Here is a 14,892-nt window from a genome sequence, read left to right as displayed (position 1 = left end):
TGTTACTGAGTGGTGACCATCTGTCACATGACCGAAACATGGCGCAACGCGAACGGCGCCGCGCCGCGGGGAGGCGGGCGCGACGCCGTTCGTCGTGCGGGTCCGTGTCAGGCGAAGGCCTCGATCGGCGGGCAGGCGCAGACGAGGTTGCGGTCGCCGTACGCCTGGTCGATCCGGCGGACCGGCGGCCAGTACTTCGCCGCCACCAGCGAGCGCACCGGGTAGGCGGCCTCCTCGCGGGTGTAGGCGTGCGCCCACTCCCCCGCGATGAGCGAGACCGCGGTGTGCGGGGCGTGCACGAGCGGGTTGTCGTCCGCAGGCCAGCGCCCCGCGGCGACGGCGTCCGCCTCGGCCTTGATCATGATCATGGCCTCGATGAAGCGCTCGATCTCGTCGAGGTCCTCCGACTCGGTGGGCTCCACCATGAGGGTGCCGGCGACCGGGAACGACATGGTCGGCGCGTGGAAGCCGTAGTCGATCAGGCGCTTGGCGACGTCGTCGACGGAGATGCCGGTGGCTTCCTTGAGCGGACGCAGGTCGAGGATGCACTCGTGCGCGACCCGTCCGTTCTCCCCCGTGTACAGCACCGGGAAGTGCCCGCCGAGGCGCTCGGCGATGTAGTTCGCCGAGAGGACCGCCGCGGCGGTCGCGCGCCGGAGGCCCTCGGCCCCCATCATGCGCACGTACGCCCACGAGATCGGGAGGATGCCCGCAGAGCCGTACGGTGCCGCGGAGATCACCGCGCCCTCGAACGTGTGGCCGCCGAAGTGCTCGGCGCGCTGCGCGAGCGGGTGCGACGGCAGGTACGGCGCGAGGTGGGCCTTCGCCGCGACCGGGCCGATGCCCGGGCCGCCGCCGCCGTGCGGGATGGCGAAGGTCTTGTGCAGGTTGAGGTGCGAGACGTCGCCGCCGAGGTCGCCGAATCGCGCGTACCCGAGGAGCGCGTTGAGGTTCGCTCCGTCGACGTACACCTGACCGCCGGCCGCGTGCACCGCCCCGGTGATCTCGACGACCTGCTCCTCGTAGACGCCGTGCGTGGACGGGTACGTGATCATCAGCGCCGCCAGGTCGTCGGCGTGCTGGGCGATCTTCGCGCGGAGGTCGTCCAGGTCGACGTTGCCGAGCGCGTCGCTCGCCACCACGACGACCTTCATGCCGGCGAGCACGGCGGAGGCCGCGTTCGTGCCGTGGGCGGAGGACGGGATGAGGCACACGATGCGGTGGTCGTCGCCGTTCGCGCGGTGGTAGCCGCGGATCGCGAGGAGGCCCGCCAGCTCACCCTGCGAGCCGGCGTTCGGCTGCAGCGACACCGCGTCGTACCCGGTGATCTCGGCGAGCCAGCCCTCGAGCTGGTCGATGAGCTCCAGGTAGCCGCGCACGTCGGCCTCCGGGGCGAACGGGTGGATGGCCGCGAACTCCGGCCACGTGATGGCGGCCATCTCCGTGGCGGCGTTGAGCTTCATCGTGCACGAGCCGAGCGGGATCATGCCGCGGTCGAGGGCGTAGTCCCGGTCGGACAGGCTCTTCAGGTACCGCATCATGGCGGTCTCGCTGCGGTGGCTGTGGAACACCGGGTGCGTGAGGTACTCGTCCTGGCGGCGGAGGGCGTCCTGCAGCGCGTCCGCGTCGCCGAGGCCGAAGCCGAAGGCGCGCTCCTGCTTCCCGCCGAAGACCTGCGCGACCTGGTGCAGCTCGGCCACCGTGGTCGTCTCGTCCACCGCGATGCCGATCGTGTCGGCGTCGGCGACCCGCAGGAGGATGCCGAAGCCGCCCCGCGCCTGGTCGGCGTACTCCGCCGCCCGGCCCGGGACGCGCACGGTCAGCGTGTCGAAGAAGTGCTCGTGGACGACCTCGGCGCCGGCCTCGACGAGCCACTCGCGCAGCAGCGTCGCCTTGGCGGCGACGTCGCGGGCGATCTCGCGGAGTCCATCCGGGCCGTGGTAGACCGCGTACATCGAGGCCATCACGGCGAGGAGCACCTGGGCGGTGCAGATGTTCGACGTCGCCTTCTCGCGGCGGATGTGCTGCTCGCGGGTCTGCAGCGAGAGGCGGTAGGCCGGCTTGCCCTCGGCGTCGACGGACACGCCGACGAGACGTCCGGGCAGCTGCCGCTCCAGGCCTGCCCGCACGGCCATGTAGCCGGCGTGCGGGCCGCCGAAGCCCATCGGCACGCCGAAGCGCTGCGTCGTGCCCACGGCCACGTCGGCCCCGAGGGTGCCGGGCGCGGTGAGGAGCGTCAGCGCGAGGAGGTCGGCGGCCGCGACGGCGAGCGCGCCGGCGACGTGCGCGGCGTCGAACACCGCGGACGGATCCCACACACGGCCCGAGGCCCCGGGGTACTGCACGAAGACGCCGAAGAGCTCGGCGGGAAGCTCCTCCCCCGCGGCGAAGTCGACCGTGACCAGCTCGATGCCGAGCGCCTCGGCCCGGGACGCGAGCATGGCCTTCGTCTGCGGCAGCGCATCCGCGTCCACTGCGAAGACGTTGGAGGAGGTCTTCGAGGCCCGGCGCGCGAGCAGCATCGCCTCCACGACCGCGGTGGACTCGTCGAGCATCGACGCGTTCGCGGTGGTGAGGCCGGTGAGCTCGGCCACCATGGTCTGGAAGTTGATGAGCGCTTCCAGGCGCCCCTGCGAGATCTCGGGCTGGTACGGCGTGTAGGCCGTGTACCAGGACGGGTTCTCGAGCACGTTGCGCTGGATGACCTGCGGCGTGACGGTGCCGTAGTAGCCCAGGCCGATCATCGAGCGGTTCACCGTGTTCCGCGCGGCGAGGGCACGCAGTTCGGCCAGTGCCTCGGTCTCCGACGCGGCGACCGGGATGCGGGAGTCGGCGACCGCGTCCTCCGGTCCCGTGTAGATCGAGGCGGGGACGGCCTGACGCATGAGCTCCTCGACCGGGCTCAGCGTCCCGTTGTCGACGGAGCCGAGACCCAGCGCGTCGAGCATCGTGCGCTGGGCGGCCTCGGTCGGTCCGATGTGACGATCGGCGAATGCAACCACGTCCGGATCAGCCCTCCGTGAGTGCGACGTACGCGTCGCGGTCCAGCAGTCCGTCCAGCGCCCCGGCGGCGACGGACACCTTGAGCAGCCAGCCGCCCTCGAACGGCTCGGCGTTGACGAGCGAAGGGTCGTCGACGACGGCGTCGTTGACCTCGACGACCGTGCCGGCGACCGGAGCGTAGAGCTCCCCGACCGACTTCGTGGACTCGATCTCGCCGACCACGGAGCCGGCGGTCAGCTCGGTGCCGACGGCGGGGAGCTCGACGAAGACGACATCCCCCAGCTTCTCGGCGGCGTAGTCGGTGATGCCGATCGTCACGGTGTCGCCGTCACCGGCGATCCATTCGTGCTCGTCGGTGTAGCGGAGTGCGCTGAGGTCGGTCATTTTGTCCTCCGGTAGAAAGGCAGGGCGGTCACGGTCGCGGGGATACGGGTCCCCCGCACATCAAGGAATACTGCGGTTCCCTCTTCCGCGGAAGAAGGGTCGACGTACGCCATCGCGATGGGATGGCCGAGCGTCGGGCTCAGGGCACCGCTGGTGATCTCTCCGATCGGGGTGCCGTCGGCGTCGACGACCGCGTAGCCGGCGCGGCCGGCGCGTCGTCCTTCGGCCGTCAGGCCGACGAGGATGCGGGCATCGTCGGCGGGCGCCGGAGCATCCTTGCCGACGAAACGGTCCTTCGCGACGACCACGACGCGGCCGAGGCCGGCCTGGGCGGGTGCGGTGTCGAGGCTGAGCTCGTGGCCGTACAGCGGCATGCCCGCCTCCAGGCGGAGCGTGTCGCGCGCGGCGAGGCCGGCGGGGACGAGCCCGTGCGGCGCGCCGGCGTCGAGGACGGCGTCCCACAGCGCGGTCGCGTGGGCGGCCGGGACGAGGAGCTCGAAGCCGTCCTCCCCGGTGTAGCCGGTACGGGCGAGGAGCAGCGGCTCGCCGGCGAACGACGCGGTCGCCCACGCGTAGTACTTCTGCTCCGCCCAGGGGATGCTGACGTCGGCGATGCCCGCCGTCGCCGCGAGGATCTCCTCGGCCTGCGGGCCCTGCACGGCGATCAGCGCGTAGTCGTCCGAGACGTCGTCGACCTCCACGGCGCCCGCGTCCGCGTCCGCGATCCGCTCGGTGAGAGCCCGACGCACGGCGTCGCGGTTGCCGGCGTTCGAGATGATGAGGAAGTCGTCGTCGGCCAGCCGGTACACGATCACGTCGTCGACGATGCCGCCCTCCGCCGTCAGCAGCAGGGAGTACTTCGCCTTGCCGACCGCGAGCGCCGACAGCCGCCCGGCGAGGGCGTAGTCGAGGAAGGCCGCCGCGCCGGTGCCGCGGACCGTGAACTCGGCCATGTGCGAGATGTCGAAGACACCCGCCGCCTGCCGCACCGCGTGGTGCTCGGCGAGGTCGGACGTGTAGCGCACCGGCATCTGCCAGCCGCCGAAATCGGTGAAGGAGGCGCCGAGCGCCTCATGGCGCTCGCGCAACGGGGTGTAGCGGGGGTCGGACATGGAGTTCTCCCGGGCTGGGTCGGGCGGGACGACGACGTCGTCCCTGGGAACTCCCCCTCTGTCATGGGCCTGAGAGCTTCGCCCGCGCGAGCGCAGGGCTTTCACCGTCGGCGGATCCCCCGGTGCTCGGGATCGCTTTTCAGAGCGGCCGGACCTCCGCGGTACGCGTACCTGAGAGATTGGCGGGGAGGCTTGCTCCTTCGGTGCCCGGCTGCATGCGCCGGGGCTCTCCCGCGTCGGTCGTTCGGCCTGTCTTCGATTGTGGGTTCAGTCTAGCGGTCTCCCCCGCCCGCTCAGGAGCCCAGCGCGAGCTCCGCCCTGACCTCGTCGCGGAGCCTGCCGAGGTTCTCCGGTTCGGGGGCCGCCGCCAGGAGCGTCCTGGTGTACTCGTGCTGCGGGTTCAGGATCACCTCGTCGGCCGATCCCCGCTCCACGACGTCGCCCCGGAAGAGGACCATGATGTCGTCGGAGAAGTGCCGCGCGGTCGCCAGGTCGTGCGTGATGTAGAGGACGCCGAGGTTCTCCTCCCGCTGCAGCTCGGCGAGCAGGTTGAGCACGCCGAGCCGGATCGACACGTCGAGCATCGACACCGGCTCGTCGGCCACGATGAACCGGGCGCCGGGGGCCAGGGCCCGCGCGATCGCCACACGCTGCCGCTGTCCGCCGGAGAGCTCGTGCGGGCGCCGTTCGGCGAAGCTCTCGCCCGGAGTGAGCCGCACGCGCTCCAGCAGCTCGATCGCCCGCGCCCGCACCTCGCGACTGTCGAGCTTGGGGTGGTGCAGCCGGATCGGACGCTCCAGGTGGTGCACGATCGTGTGGAACGGGTTCAGCGAGGCGAACGGGTCCTGGAAGACCATCTGCACGTCCGACCGGTAGCGCTCGAGGGCCGACCCCCGCATGCCGGACTCCTCGCCGTCGAGGAGAATGCTGCCCGAGGTCGGCGTCTCCAGCTTCATCAGCATCCGGGCGATGGTCGACTTGCCCGACCCGGACTCGCCGACGAGCGCCGTGGTCCGCCCGGCCTCCAAGGTGAACGACACGTCCTTCACCGCGTGCAGCACGCTCGTGCGGAACCCCGATCGCAGGTGGAAGTCCTTCACGAGGTTCCTCGCCTCGAGGGTGCCGCCGCGCCTCGTCCCGTCCACGCTCATCGGATGACCTCCTGGTTGACGCCGCCGCTGCGGACGAAGTCGCCCCGCTCGCCCGTGAGGGACGGGAAGCTCGACAGCAGGCGCTGGGTGTACTCGTGCTGCGGGTTGCGGTAGATCTCCGCCGCGGTGCCCTGCTCGACGATCCGGCCCTGCAGCATGACAGCGATGCGGTCGCTGATCTCGATGAGCATGGGCAGGTCGTGGGTGATGAAGATGACCGCGAAGCCGAGCTTCTCGCGCAGGCGCATGATCTCCCGGATGATGCCGCGCTGCACGACCACGTCGAGCGCCGTGGTGGGCTCGTCCATGATCATGACCTGCGGGTCGAGCGCCAGCGCCATCGCGATCATCATGCGCTGGCGCATACCGCCGGAGAGCTCGTGCGGGAAGCTCGTCAGCCGGCCGGGGTCCACGCCGACGAGCGTGAGCAGCTCCTCGGCGCGCTCCTGCTTGGCCTTCTTCGACATTCCGGGGCGGTGGGTGTCGAAGATGTCGAAGATCTGCGCGCGGACCGAGATGACGGGGTTGAGGGAGTTCATCGCCCCCTGGAAGACCATCGAGATCTTGTCCCAGCGGAATGCGCGCAGCCCGTCTCCGTCGAGTCCGACGACGTCGATGTCATGGCCGTCGCGGTCGTGGAACACGATCTCGCCGTCGGTCATCAGGGCGGGCGCCTTGAGCAGCCGGTTCATCCCGTACGCGAGGGTGGTCTTCCCGCAGCCCGACTCCCCCGCGAGACCGAGGATCTCGCCGCGGTGGAGGGTCAGCGAGACATCCCGGACCGCCTTGACGGGCGGATCGACCTCGTACTCGATCGAGACGTTCCTGGCGGTGAGCACGGCGTCGCTCATGCGGTGACCCCCTTCTCCTTCGCGGCCTTGCGCAGACGACGGGCCGCATCGGGCGCGTTGCGCAGCTTCGGGTTGATGACCTCGTCGATGGCGAAGTTGATCAGCGCGAGTCCCGCGCCGAGGATCGCGATCATGATGCCCGGCGGCACGAACCACCACCAGGCACCGCGGCCGAGGGCCTGACCGGACTGGGCGTCGTTGAGGATCGAGCCCCAGGTGATCGAGGAGTTCGGACCGAGGCCGAGGTACGACAGCCCCGCCTCGCCGAGGATGGCGAAGATGATCGCGAACAGGAACTGCGCGGTCAGCAGAGGGAGCAGGTTCGGCATGATCTCGACGAGGATCACCCGGAGGGACTTCTCCCCCGCCACCTTCGAGGCGTACACGTAGTCGCGGGTGCGGAGCGAGCGGGTCTGCAGCCGCAGCACATACGCCGCGCCGGCCCACGAGGTAATGCCGAGGACGAAGGCCACGAGCTGCCAGCTGCGCTGCGGCACGAAGGAGGCGATCACCATGACCAGCGGCAGTCCGGGGATGACGATCATGACGTTGGTCAGGAGAGCGAGGACGTCCTCCCGCCAGCCGCCGAGGTACCCGGCCAGGACGCCGAAGAGGAGGGACAGCACGATGGCGATGCCGCCGGCCGTCACGCCGATGAGCAGCGACCCCTGCGCGCCGACGGCGAGCTGCGCGAACACGTCGTTGCCGAGCTTGGTCGTGCCGAGCCAGTGCTCCGCCGACGGCGCGGCGAGAGCGGGGTTGTCCGTGCTGCGCGGGTTCTGCGTGAAGAACGGCGCGATGATCGCGAAGAGCACGATGGCGAGCACGAGCACGGAGCCGACGATGAACTTCGGCGACGTGCTGGGCAGGATCCGGCGGCGCCGGCGCTCCTGACGCTGCGTAGCCAGGGCGACGGTGCCCTCGGGGGCGACGGTGGGAGGCTCCTCCACGAGGAGCGGGTTCTTCGTGTCAGACATTCTGGCGAGCCCTCGGGTCGATGAAGCCATAGACGAGGTCCATGAAGAAGTTGGCGACGAGCACCGTGAGGGTGATCACGAGGAACAGCCCCTGCATCAGCGCGTAGTCGTTGTTGGTGACGGCCTGGAACATGAGCTTGCCGACGCCCGGATAGGTGAACACCTGCTCCATGACGATGGAGCCGGCGACGACGAACCCGAGCGTGATCGAGAAGCCCGCGATCGACGGGATGGCCGCGTTGCGCGCGGCGTACGTCGTCATGATGCGTCGCGGCCGCAGTCCCTTCGCCTCGGCGGTGAGGACGTAGTCCTCGGCGAGCGTGGAGACCATCATGTTGCGCATGCCGAACATCCAGCCGCCCACCGAGCTGATCACGATCGTGATCGCCGGGAGGATCGAGTGCGCGACGGCATCCGAGAAGAACGCCCAGGTCGGCTCCGGGCCGTCCGGGAAGTCGAAGACGTCGTAGCCGCCGAAGATGGGGAACCAGCCCAGGCCCACGGCGAAGACCGCCACGAGGATGAGCGCCAGCCAGAAGTACGGGATGGACTGCAGCACGGTGGTCGCGGGGATGAGATGGTCGACCCAGGTGCCGCGCTTCCAGCCGGCCCACGCACCGAGCACGACGCCGAGCACGAACGAGATCACCGTCGCGGTTCCGACGAGCACCAGCGTCCACGGGAGAGCACCCGCGATGAGCTCCGTGACCGGAGTGGGGAACTTCGTCACCGACACGCCCAGATCGCCCTGGAACATGCGCCCCCAGTAGGCGAGGTACTGCTCCCAGAGAGACGAGTCGTCTCCGCCGAGCAGGAGCTTGATGTTGCGGATGGTGGTCTCGGAGACCTCTCCGCCGGCCCGCTGCATCTTGGCGATCATGATGTCGGCGGGGTCCCCCGGCATGAGCCGGGGAAGCAGGAAGTTGATGGAGATCGCGGCCCACAGCGTGAACGCGTAGAACCCGATCCTTCGTGCATAGAACTTCATGTCACCTGTCCTGACTTCCTACTTCCCCGACTCATCGACTCAGCCGGCGGGCTTGATCTGCGTCAGCACGTAGCCGGCCGCGATCGCACCCCAGGACGGCGGGAAGGCGTAGAGGTCTTCCTCCGTCGGCCAGCCCGTGTAGTCCTTCGTGTTGTAGAAGGTCTGCGTCGCGTTGATCACGAGCGGGATGTACGGCAGGTCGCGCACGATCTCGGACTGGATCGTGCCGTACAGCTCCTTCTTCTCCGCTTCGTCGTTCGTGCTGATCGCGGACTGGATGGCGGCATCCACCGTCGGGTTGCTGTAGCGGCTGAAGTTCCAGCGACCGGCCGGGATCTCCGTGCCGACGGGGCTGGTGGACTCGACCTCGGTGCCGCCGAACCAGTCACGGTAGATCTGGAACGGGTCGGCGACCGACGTGCCGACGACACCGCCGACGATGAGCTGGAAGTCGCCACCCTGTCGGGCGTCGGAGAACTCCTGCCACTGCACGGTCGACGCGGTCACCTTGATGCCCGCGGCCTCGGCCTGCTCGGCGATGAGCTTCGCGGCGTCGTTGTAGTCGGTCCAGCCGTCGACCGAGATCAGGCTGAGCTCGACCGGAGCGCCGTCCTTCTCGTAGATCCCGGAGGAGCCCTTGGTGTAGCCGGCGGCCTCGAGGATCTCCCCGGCCTCTGCGGCGTCCGCCTCCTGCGGGCTGACCTCGTTGGCCGGGTCGGCGAGCCACTTCTCGTCGCGCGGCAGCAGCGTGTACGCCGGCGAGATGTCGCCGGTCAGGCCGACGAACGCCTTGTCCTTGATGGTGGCGCGGTCGATCGCGACGTTCAGCGCCTGGCGCACCGCGACGTCGGTCTGCGGGCCCGTGCAGCCGAGCTCGGCGTTCGAGCAGGTGTAGAGGACGGTCGGGTCCTGCGGGGTGTTGATCCACTCGATCTTGCCGTTGCCCGTGACGTCGTCCGGGTTCGGGATGAACATGCCGGTCCAGTCGAGCTTGCCGGCGGCGAGCAGGTCCTGCGCGGTCTGGTTGTTGTCGACCGCGATGTACTGGACCTTCTTGACCGCGAGCTCGTCGGCGCCGCGGTAGTTCTCGTTCGCGACCAGCGTGTACGACTCGCTCGTGGTCTTGTCCACGACGTACGGACCGGAGCCGACGGGATCTTCGTTCGCGAAGTTCGCGAAGTCGGTGACGTCCTTCCAGATGTGCTCCGGGAGGATGTAGCTCGACCCCATCCGCTGGAACTCGGTCGTGTACTGGGCGGTGGCGTAGGTGAGGACGACGGTCGTGTCGTCGGTCGCCTCGGCTGAGACGAGTCCGTTGCCCTCGGGGTTGTTGGCCTCGTACGTGAAGGAGAAGACGACGTCGTCGGCGGTGAGCGGCTCGCCGTCGCTCCACTTCAGGTCGGGCTTGATCTTCACCGTGATCTGGGTGCCGTCCTCGTTGTACTCGAACGAGTCGCCGATCAGGCCGACGGGCTCGGCGTCCTGCGTCTTGTTGTAGAAGAACAGCGGCTCGTAGATGGGACCGAGCGCACCGTGGAGCACGGTGGGCGCGAACGGGTTGTAGTTCGCGGTGATCGGCGTCTGGCTTCCTGCCCAGACGCGGAGTGCGCGGTCGCCGTCGGCGTTGCCGCCGTCGTCGCCGCCTCCACCGCTGCCGCAGGCCGTCAGGCCCAGGGCGAGGACCGAGGCCCCCGCGACCGCCGTGAGCGCGATCTTGCGCTTTCCGTTACGGATCATTCTTCATTTCCTCTCGGTGCTGCACTGCAGGAGGGATTCTCCGGTTGGAGCCGAACCCCGGGCGGGGTTCACGGGAACCCCGGGAGGTGGCCTGCGGCCGCCCTCGAAGGGGTTTGTTAGGACAGTAACCTAACAAACCCGCCCCGGGGGGACAAGCCTTCCCGCGGGCGGGAGATAACGTTTCGGACTCGACGTCTTCCCTCGTCATGGGCGCGCACTAAAGGTCCCGATGACACTAAGATCGAGTCCGGAGGTTAAGGTGCCTATGACTCGAAGTGCGGACATCCGCGTCGCCGTCTCGACGGTGATCCTCACGCTGCGCCGCGGTGACGACGGTCCGCCCGTACTGGCGCTCCCCCTCGTCCGCCGCACCCGCGAGCCGTTCGCCGAGCGGTGGGCGCTCCCCGGCGGGTGGCTCACCCCCGAGGAGTCGCCGGTCGACGCCGCCGCCCGCACGCTCGCCGAGACGACCGGCCTCGCGCCCACCTACCTCGAACAGCTCTATGCCTTCGGCGCCGTCGACCGCTCCCCCACGCGGGTCGTCTCGATCGTGTACTGGGCGCTGCTGCGTCAGGACGACGTCGAAGCCCAGATCACCGCGCACCGGGCATCGGGCCGCGCGCCGGAGAACGTGGAGTGGTTCGATGTCGACGATCTGCCGGCGCTCGCCTTCGATCATCACGAGATCATCGAGTACGCGCTCTGGCGCCTGCGGAACAAGGTCGGATACAGCCGCGTGGCCCAGGGCTTCCTGCCCGCCGAGTTCACGCTCGCCGAGCTCCGGGAGGCCTACGAGTCGATCCTGGGGCGCGCACTCGACCCCGCGAACTTCCGGCGGCAGGTCGAGTCCGCCGGCAACCTGACCCGCACCGACCGCTTCCGGACCGGCAGTCACCGCCCGGCCCGCCTGTACCGCGACGACACCGATCTCGAGCTGGCCGACCGCGGTCCGCTCCGCCCGGAGGAAACGAGAACCCGATGAGCACCACCTTCGTCCCGATGCCCGCCGTCCCGTCGTCGGATCCGTCCGTCGACCACGCCATCCAGGCCATCGTCGGCGGGGTCTCCACCGACGCCACCTGCACGACCGACCTCGCCGTCGGCCCCTGGGACTTCGACACACGCCCCGGCTACGGCCCCGGCTCCTCCATGGGCGATGTCATCCCCACCGGGGCTCCCCGGCAGGGAGAGCTCCCCGCGGCCTACCGCGAGGCCGGCGAGGCGGAGCTCCACCGACGCATCGAGGCGGCGAAAGCCACGCTCGGAGATCGCGTGGTGATCCTCGGGCACTTCTATCAGCGCGAGGAGGTCGTGACGCACGCCGACGAGGTGGGCGATTCGTTCCAGCTCGCCACCGCCGCCACGATGCGGCCGGACGCGGAGGCGATCGTCTTCTGCGGCGTGCACTTCATGGCCGAGACCGCCGACCTCCTCTCGCGTCCCGACCAGGCGGTGATCCTGCCGAACCTCGCCGCAGGGTGCTCGATGGCGGATATGGCCGACATCGACCAGGTGGAGGAGTGCTGGGAGCAGCTCGCCGACGTGCTGGGCGACCTCGACACCCCGGACGAAGACGGCCGCGTGCCGGTGATCCCCGTCACCTACATGAACTCCTCGGCGGCGATCAAGGGCTTCGTCGGGCGACACGGCGGCATCGTGTGCACCTCGTCCAACGCCGCCACGGTGCTGGAGTGGGCGTTCGCCCGCGGCCGCCGCGTGCTCTTCTTCCCCGACCAGCACCTCGGCCGGAACACCGCGAAGGCCATGGGGGTGCCCCTCGACCGGATGCCGATGTGGAACCCGCGGCGAGCGCTCGGCGGCTCCACCGCGGAGGAGCTCGTCGACGCGCAGGTGATCCTCTGGCACGGCTTCTGCTCCGTGCACCGGCGCTTCACCGTGGCGCAGATCGACCAGGCCCGCACGGAGCACCCGGGGGTCCGCGTGATCGTGCACCCGGAGTGCCCGATGGAGGTCGTCGACGCGGCGGACGAGGCCGGGTCCACGGAGTACATCCGCCGCGCCATCGCCGAGGCCACGGAGCCGACGACGTTCGCGGTGGGGACCGAGATCAACCTCGTGCGCCGCCTGGCCGCACAGTACCCGCAGCACCGGATCTTCTGCCTCGACCCGGTCGTGTGCCCGTGCTCCACCATGTACCGCATCCATCCGGGCTACCTCGCGTGGGTCCTGGAGGAGCTGGTCGCCGGACGCACACCGAACCGCATCACGGTCTCCCCCGATGTCGCCGATCCGGCTCGCCTCGCGCTCGAGCGGATGCTGGCCGCCAAGCCGCCGGTGGCCGCCGGGGCACGATGAACGTCGTCGTCGTCGGCTCCGGTATCGCCGGGCTCACCGCCGCGCTGCACGCTCACGAGGCCGGGCACACGGTGACCGTCATGACGAAGGGCGACCTCGGGGGTGGATGCACGCCTCTCGCCCAGGGTGGCGTGGCCGGGAGCTACGGGCCCGGCGACAGCGCGGACGCCCATGCCGCCGACACGATCCGCGCCGGAGGGGGTCTGTGCGATCCGGCCGCGGTCGACGCGCTCGTGGCGGACGGCGCGGCCCGGATCGCCGAGCTCCTCGCCCGCGGCGTCGCCTTCGACCGGGCTCCGGGCGGCGCTCTCGCCCGCGGGCGCGAGGCGGCGCACACCCATGCCCGCATCCTGCACGCCGGAGGCGACGCCACCGGAGCCGCGATCTCCGCGGCGCTGTGCGCAGCGGTTCGCCGCACGCCCATCGCCGTCTGCGAGGGGACGATGCTCCTCGACCTCGTCGTCGAGGAGGGACGGGTCCGCGGGATCACGGTCCTCCGCGACGGGGACACGGCCGAGATCCGCGCCGACGCCGTGATCCTCGCGACGGGCGGGGCGGGGCAGCTCTACGCGCACACGACGAACCCGGCGGAGACGACCGGCGACGGCATCGCGGCGGCCCTGCGCGCCGGCGCCGCTGTCGCCGACCTGGAGTTCGTGCAGTTCCACCCGACCGCGCTTCCGGGCAGCCCGGTCTTCCTGCTCTCCGAAGCCGTCCGCGGCGAGGGCGCCGTGCTCCGCGACCAGGACGGGCGACGGTTCGTGTTCGACAGCCACCCCGACGGCGAGCTCGCGCCGAGGGATGTCGTCGCGCGGGCCATCGCCCGGCAGGCCGCCCGGCAGGGGGCGCCCGTGCACCTCGATGCGACGGCCCTGGGGGCGGACGCGCTCGCCCGCCGCTTCCCGACCATCGACAGGGTGACGCGCGCTCGCGGTTTCGACTGGTCCACGGAGCCCGTGCCGGTGACCCCCGCCGCGCACTACCTCATGGGCGGCGTCGTCACCGATCGGCACGGACGGAGCACGATCCCGGGGCTGTACGCCGTCGGTGAGACCGCCCGCACCGGGGTGCACGGGGCGAACCGGCTCGCCTCCAACTCGCTCCTCGAAGGGGCCGTGTTCGGGGCCAGGGCCGCCGCCGCGCTGGACGGACCGTGGCCCGCTGCCGTCGACATCACCCCATTTCCGTCACCGACCGACTCGGCGGACGCGGATGTCGTACCGGAGCCTCTCCCCCCGTTCGACCGCGCCGGGCTGCAGCGGTTGCTGTGGGACGAGGTCGGCCTGCACAGGACCGGATCGGGCCTGCAGCGCGCGCTCCGGATCGTGCGCGGATGGGACGTCGAGACGCCTCCCCCCTCCGACGTCCGCTCGCACGAGGACCGGAACCTGCTGCGGGTCGCCGAGGCCGCCATCCGCGCCGCCCTGGCCCGCCCCGTCTCGGTCGGCGCCCACCACCGCGACGACCACGCCCCCGCCGCACCGACCGCGGCACACGCACCGATCCTGGAGACCGCCTGATGCTCACCCGCGCCACCCTGCACCGCGTCGTCGGAGCCGCGCTGGAGGAGGACGCCCCCTGGGGCGACCTCACCAGCACCACCCTGCTCCCGGCGCAGACGACGGCCACGGCCGACCTCGTCGCCCGCGAGGACGGGGTCTTCAGCGGCGGCGAGGCCTTCGCCACCGCGTTCCTCCTCACCGATCCCGACGTCACGGTCGACCTGCACGTGGGCGACGGCGACGCCTTCACTGCCTCCGACGTGCTGGCCACCGTGACCGGACCGGCCCGCGCGGTCCTCACCGCCGAGCGCGTCGCCCTGAACCTCGTGCAGCGGATGTCGGGCATCGCGACCCTCACCGCCGCCTACGTCCGCGAAGTCGAGGGAACGCGGGCGCGCATCGCCGACACCCGCAAGACGACGCCAGGACTGCGGGCGTTCGAGCGGCACGCCGTGGTGTCCGGCGGCGGCCGGAACCACCGGTACTCCCTCTCCGACGCGGTCATGGCGAAGGACAACCACCTCGCAGTGCTCCAGCGGTCCGGGCTCGACCTCGCGACGGCTCTTCGCGAGGCGCTCTCGCGGCTGCCGCACACCGCCCACGTCGTCGTCGAGGTCGACCGTCTCGACCAGATCCCGGCGGTGCTCGACGGCGGTGCCCACACGGTGCTGCTGGACAACTTCTCCCTCGACGACCTGCGCGCCGGGGTGGCCCTCATCGGCGAGCGCGCCACCGTGGAGGCCTCGGGCGGCGTCGACCTGACCACCGTCCGCGCCATCGCCGAGACCGGGGTGGATGTGATCTCGGTCGGAGCCCTCACGCACTCCGCGCGGGCGCTGGATCTCGGACTCGACCTCCGGATCGACTGAGT

At 70.6% G+C, this 14,892-nt stretch carries 12 protein-coding genes and 2 riboswitches; of the genes, 4 read left to right on the top strand and 8 right to left on the bottom strand.

Annotation, left to right across the window (positions count from 1 at the left end; all coding sequences use genetic code 11):
• Positions 1–107 precede the first annotated feature (107 nt).
• The 8 genes from gcvP to IZR02_RS05405 all read right to left on the bottom strand — a co-directional run bounded on the left by gcvP (position 108) and on the right by IZR02_RS05405 (position 10,203).
• Positions 108–2,948 carry an aminomethyl-transferring glycine dehydrogenase gene (gene gcvP / locus IZR02_RS05440; RefSeq protein WP_051582200.1) on the bottom strand — a complete coding sequence of 947 codons (2,841 nt, stop codon included), beginning with the start codon at positions 2,946–2,948 and terminating at the stop codon, positions 108–110.
• Between the two features lie 61 nt (positions 2,949–3,009).
• Positions 3,010–3,387, bottom strand: coding sequence for a glycine cleavage system protein GcvH (gene gcvH, locus IZR02_RS05435; RefSeq protein ID WP_025102937.1), 378 nt, complete (start codon positions 3,385–3,387; stop codon positions 3,010–3,012).
• Positions 3,384–4,499: a glycine cleavage system aminomethyltransferase GcvT gene (gene gcvT, locus IZR02_RS05430; RefSeq protein WP_025102936.1), complete on the bottom strand. Its 1,116-nt coding sequence runs from the start codon at positions 4,497–4,499 to the stop codon at positions 3,384–3,386. Before gcvT ends, gcvH begins: the two co-directional genes overlap by 4 nt.
• A gap of 51 nt (positions 4,500–4,550) precedes the next feature.
• Positions 4,551–4,647: riboswitch (glycine riboswitch) on the bottom strand.
• A gap of 1 nt (position 4,648) precedes the next feature.
• Positions 4,649–4,743: riboswitch (glycine riboswitch) on the bottom strand.
• A gap of 49 nt (positions 4,744–4,792) precedes the next feature.
• A complete protein-coding gene (locus IZR02_RS05425) occupies positions 4,793–5,650 on the bottom strand; it encodes an ABC transporter ATP-binding protein (RefSeq protein WP_025102935.1) in 858 nt (285 codons plus the stop codon).
• Positions 5,647–6,501 carry an ABC transporter ATP-binding protein gene (locus IZR02_RS05420; protein ID WP_025102934.1) on the bottom strand — a complete coding sequence of 285 codons (855 nt, stop codon included), beginning with the start codon at positions 6,499–6,501 and terminating at the stop codon, positions 5,647–5,649. The genes IZR02_RS05425 and IZR02_RS05420 overlap by 4 nt, the downstream gene beginning before the upstream one ends.
• The gene (locus tag IZR02_RS05415) at positions 6,498–7,478 is read right to left on the bottom strand and encodes an ABC transporter permease (protein ID WP_025102933.1); all 981 of its coding nucleotides are present in this window, start codon (positions 7,476–7,478) and stop codon (positions 6,498–6,500) included. Before IZR02_RS05415 ends, IZR02_RS05420 begins: the two co-directional genes overlap by 4 nt.
• Positions 7,471–8,466 (bottom strand): ABC transporter permease, encoded by a 996-nt coding sequence (locus IZR02_RS05410; RefSeq protein WP_025102932.1) that lies wholly within the window; start codon positions 8,464–8,466, stop codon positions 7,471–7,473. The genes IZR02_RS05415 and IZR02_RS05410 overlap by 8 nt, the downstream gene beginning before the upstream one ends.
• Positions 8,467–8,505: 39 nt before the next feature.
• Positions 8,506–10,203, bottom strand: a complete 1,698-nt coding sequence (locus IZR02_RS05405; RefSeq protein WP_025102931.1) for an ABC transporter substrate-binding protein — start codon at positions 10,201–10,203, stop codon at positions 8,506–8,508.
• 265 nt (positions 10,204–10,468) lie between these two features.
• Here IZR02_RS05405 and IZR02_RS05400 point away from each other — a divergent pair, with 265 nt between their 5' ends.
• The 4 genes from IZR02_RS05400 to nadC are packed head-to-tail and all read left to right on the top strand — an operon-like array spanning position 10,469 to position 14,890.
• Entirely contained in the window at positions 10,469–11,185 is a 717-nt protein-coding gene (locus IZR02_RS05400) for an NUDIX hydrolase (RefSeq protein WP_025102930.1), read from the top strand.
• Positions 11,182–12,519, top strand: a complete 1,338-nt coding sequence (gene nadA, locus IZR02_RS05395) for a quinolinate synthase NadA (RefSeq protein ID WP_025102929.1) — start codon at positions 11,182–11,184, stop codon at positions 12,517–12,519. The genes IZR02_RS05400 and nadA overlap by 4 nt, the downstream gene beginning before the upstream one ends.
• Positions 12,516–14,039: an L-aspartate oxidase gene (nadB, locus tag IZR02_RS05390; RefSeq protein ID WP_025102928.1), complete on the top strand. Its 1,524-nt coding sequence runs from the start codon at positions 12,516–12,518 to the stop codon at positions 14,037–14,039. The genes nadA and nadB overlap by 4 nt, the downstream gene beginning before the upstream one ends.
• Positions 14,039–14,890 carry a carboxylating nicotinate-nucleotide diphosphorylase gene (gene nadC, locus IZR02_RS05385; RefSeq protein WP_025102927.1) on the top strand — a complete coding sequence of 284 codons (852 nt, stop codon included), beginning with the start codon at positions 14,039–14,041 and terminating at the stop codon, positions 14,888–14,890. The genes nadB and nadC overlap by 1 nt, the downstream gene beginning before the upstream one ends.
• Positions 14,891–14,892 lie beyond the last annotated feature (2 nt).

It is taken from the genome of Microbacterium paraoxydans, from assembly GCF_019056515.1.
GTDB lineage: Bacteria > Actinomycetota > Actinomycetes > Actinomycetales > Microbacteriaceae > Microbacterium.
This window is presented reverse-complemented; position numbering and strand designations above follow the sequence as displayed.

Excerpts from the sequence above, each read along its gene's own strand:
- gcvP (WP_051582200.1), bottom strand. The coding sequence starts at position 2,948 with ATGCTCGACGCGCTGGGTCTCGGCTCCGTCGACAACGGGACGCTGAGC.
- gcvH (WP_025102937.1), bottom strand. The coding sequence starts at position 3,387 with ATGACCGACCTCAGCGCACTCCGCTACACCGACGAGCACGAATGGATC.
- gcvT (WP_025102936.1), bottom strand. The coding sequence starts at position 4,499 with ATGTCCGACCCCCGCTACACCCCGTTGCGCGAGCGCCATGAGGCGCTC.
- IZR02_RS05425 (WP_025102935.1), bottom strand. The coding sequence starts at position 5,650 with ATGAGCGTGGACGGGACGAGGCGCGGCGGCACCCTCGAGGCGAGGAAC.
- IZR02_RS05420 (WP_025102934.1), bottom strand. The coding sequence starts at position 6,501 with ATGAGCGACGCCGTGCTCACCGCCAGGAACGTCTCGATCGAGTACGAG.
- IZR02_RS05415 (WP_025102933.1), bottom strand. The coding sequence starts at position 7,478 with ATGTCTGACACGAAGAACCCGCTCCTCGTGGAGGAGCCTCCCACCGTC.
- IZR02_RS05410 (WP_025102932.1), bottom strand. The coding sequence starts at position 8,466 with ATGAAGTTCTATGCACGAAGGATCGGGTTCTACGCGTTCACGCTGTGG.
- IZR02_RS05405 (WP_025102931.1), bottom strand. The coding sequence starts at position 10,203 with ATGATCCGTAACGGAAAGCGCAAGATCGCGCTCACGGCGGTCGCGGGG.
- IZR02_RS05400 (WP_025102930.1), top strand. The coding sequence starts at position 10,469 with ATGACTCGAAGTGCGGACATCCGCGTCGCCGTCTCGACGGTGATCCTC.
- nadA (WP_025102929.1), top strand. The coding sequence starts at position 11,182 with ATGAGCACCACCTTCGTCCCGATGCCCGCCGTCCCGTCGTCGGATCCG.
- nadB (WP_025102928.1), top strand. The coding sequence starts at position 12,516 with ATGAACGTCGTCGTCGTCGGCTCCGGTATCGCCGGGCTCACCGCCGCG.
- nadC (WP_025102927.1), top strand. The coding sequence starts at position 14,039 with ATGCTCACCCGCGCCACCCTGCACCGCGTCGTCGGAGCCGCGCTGGAG.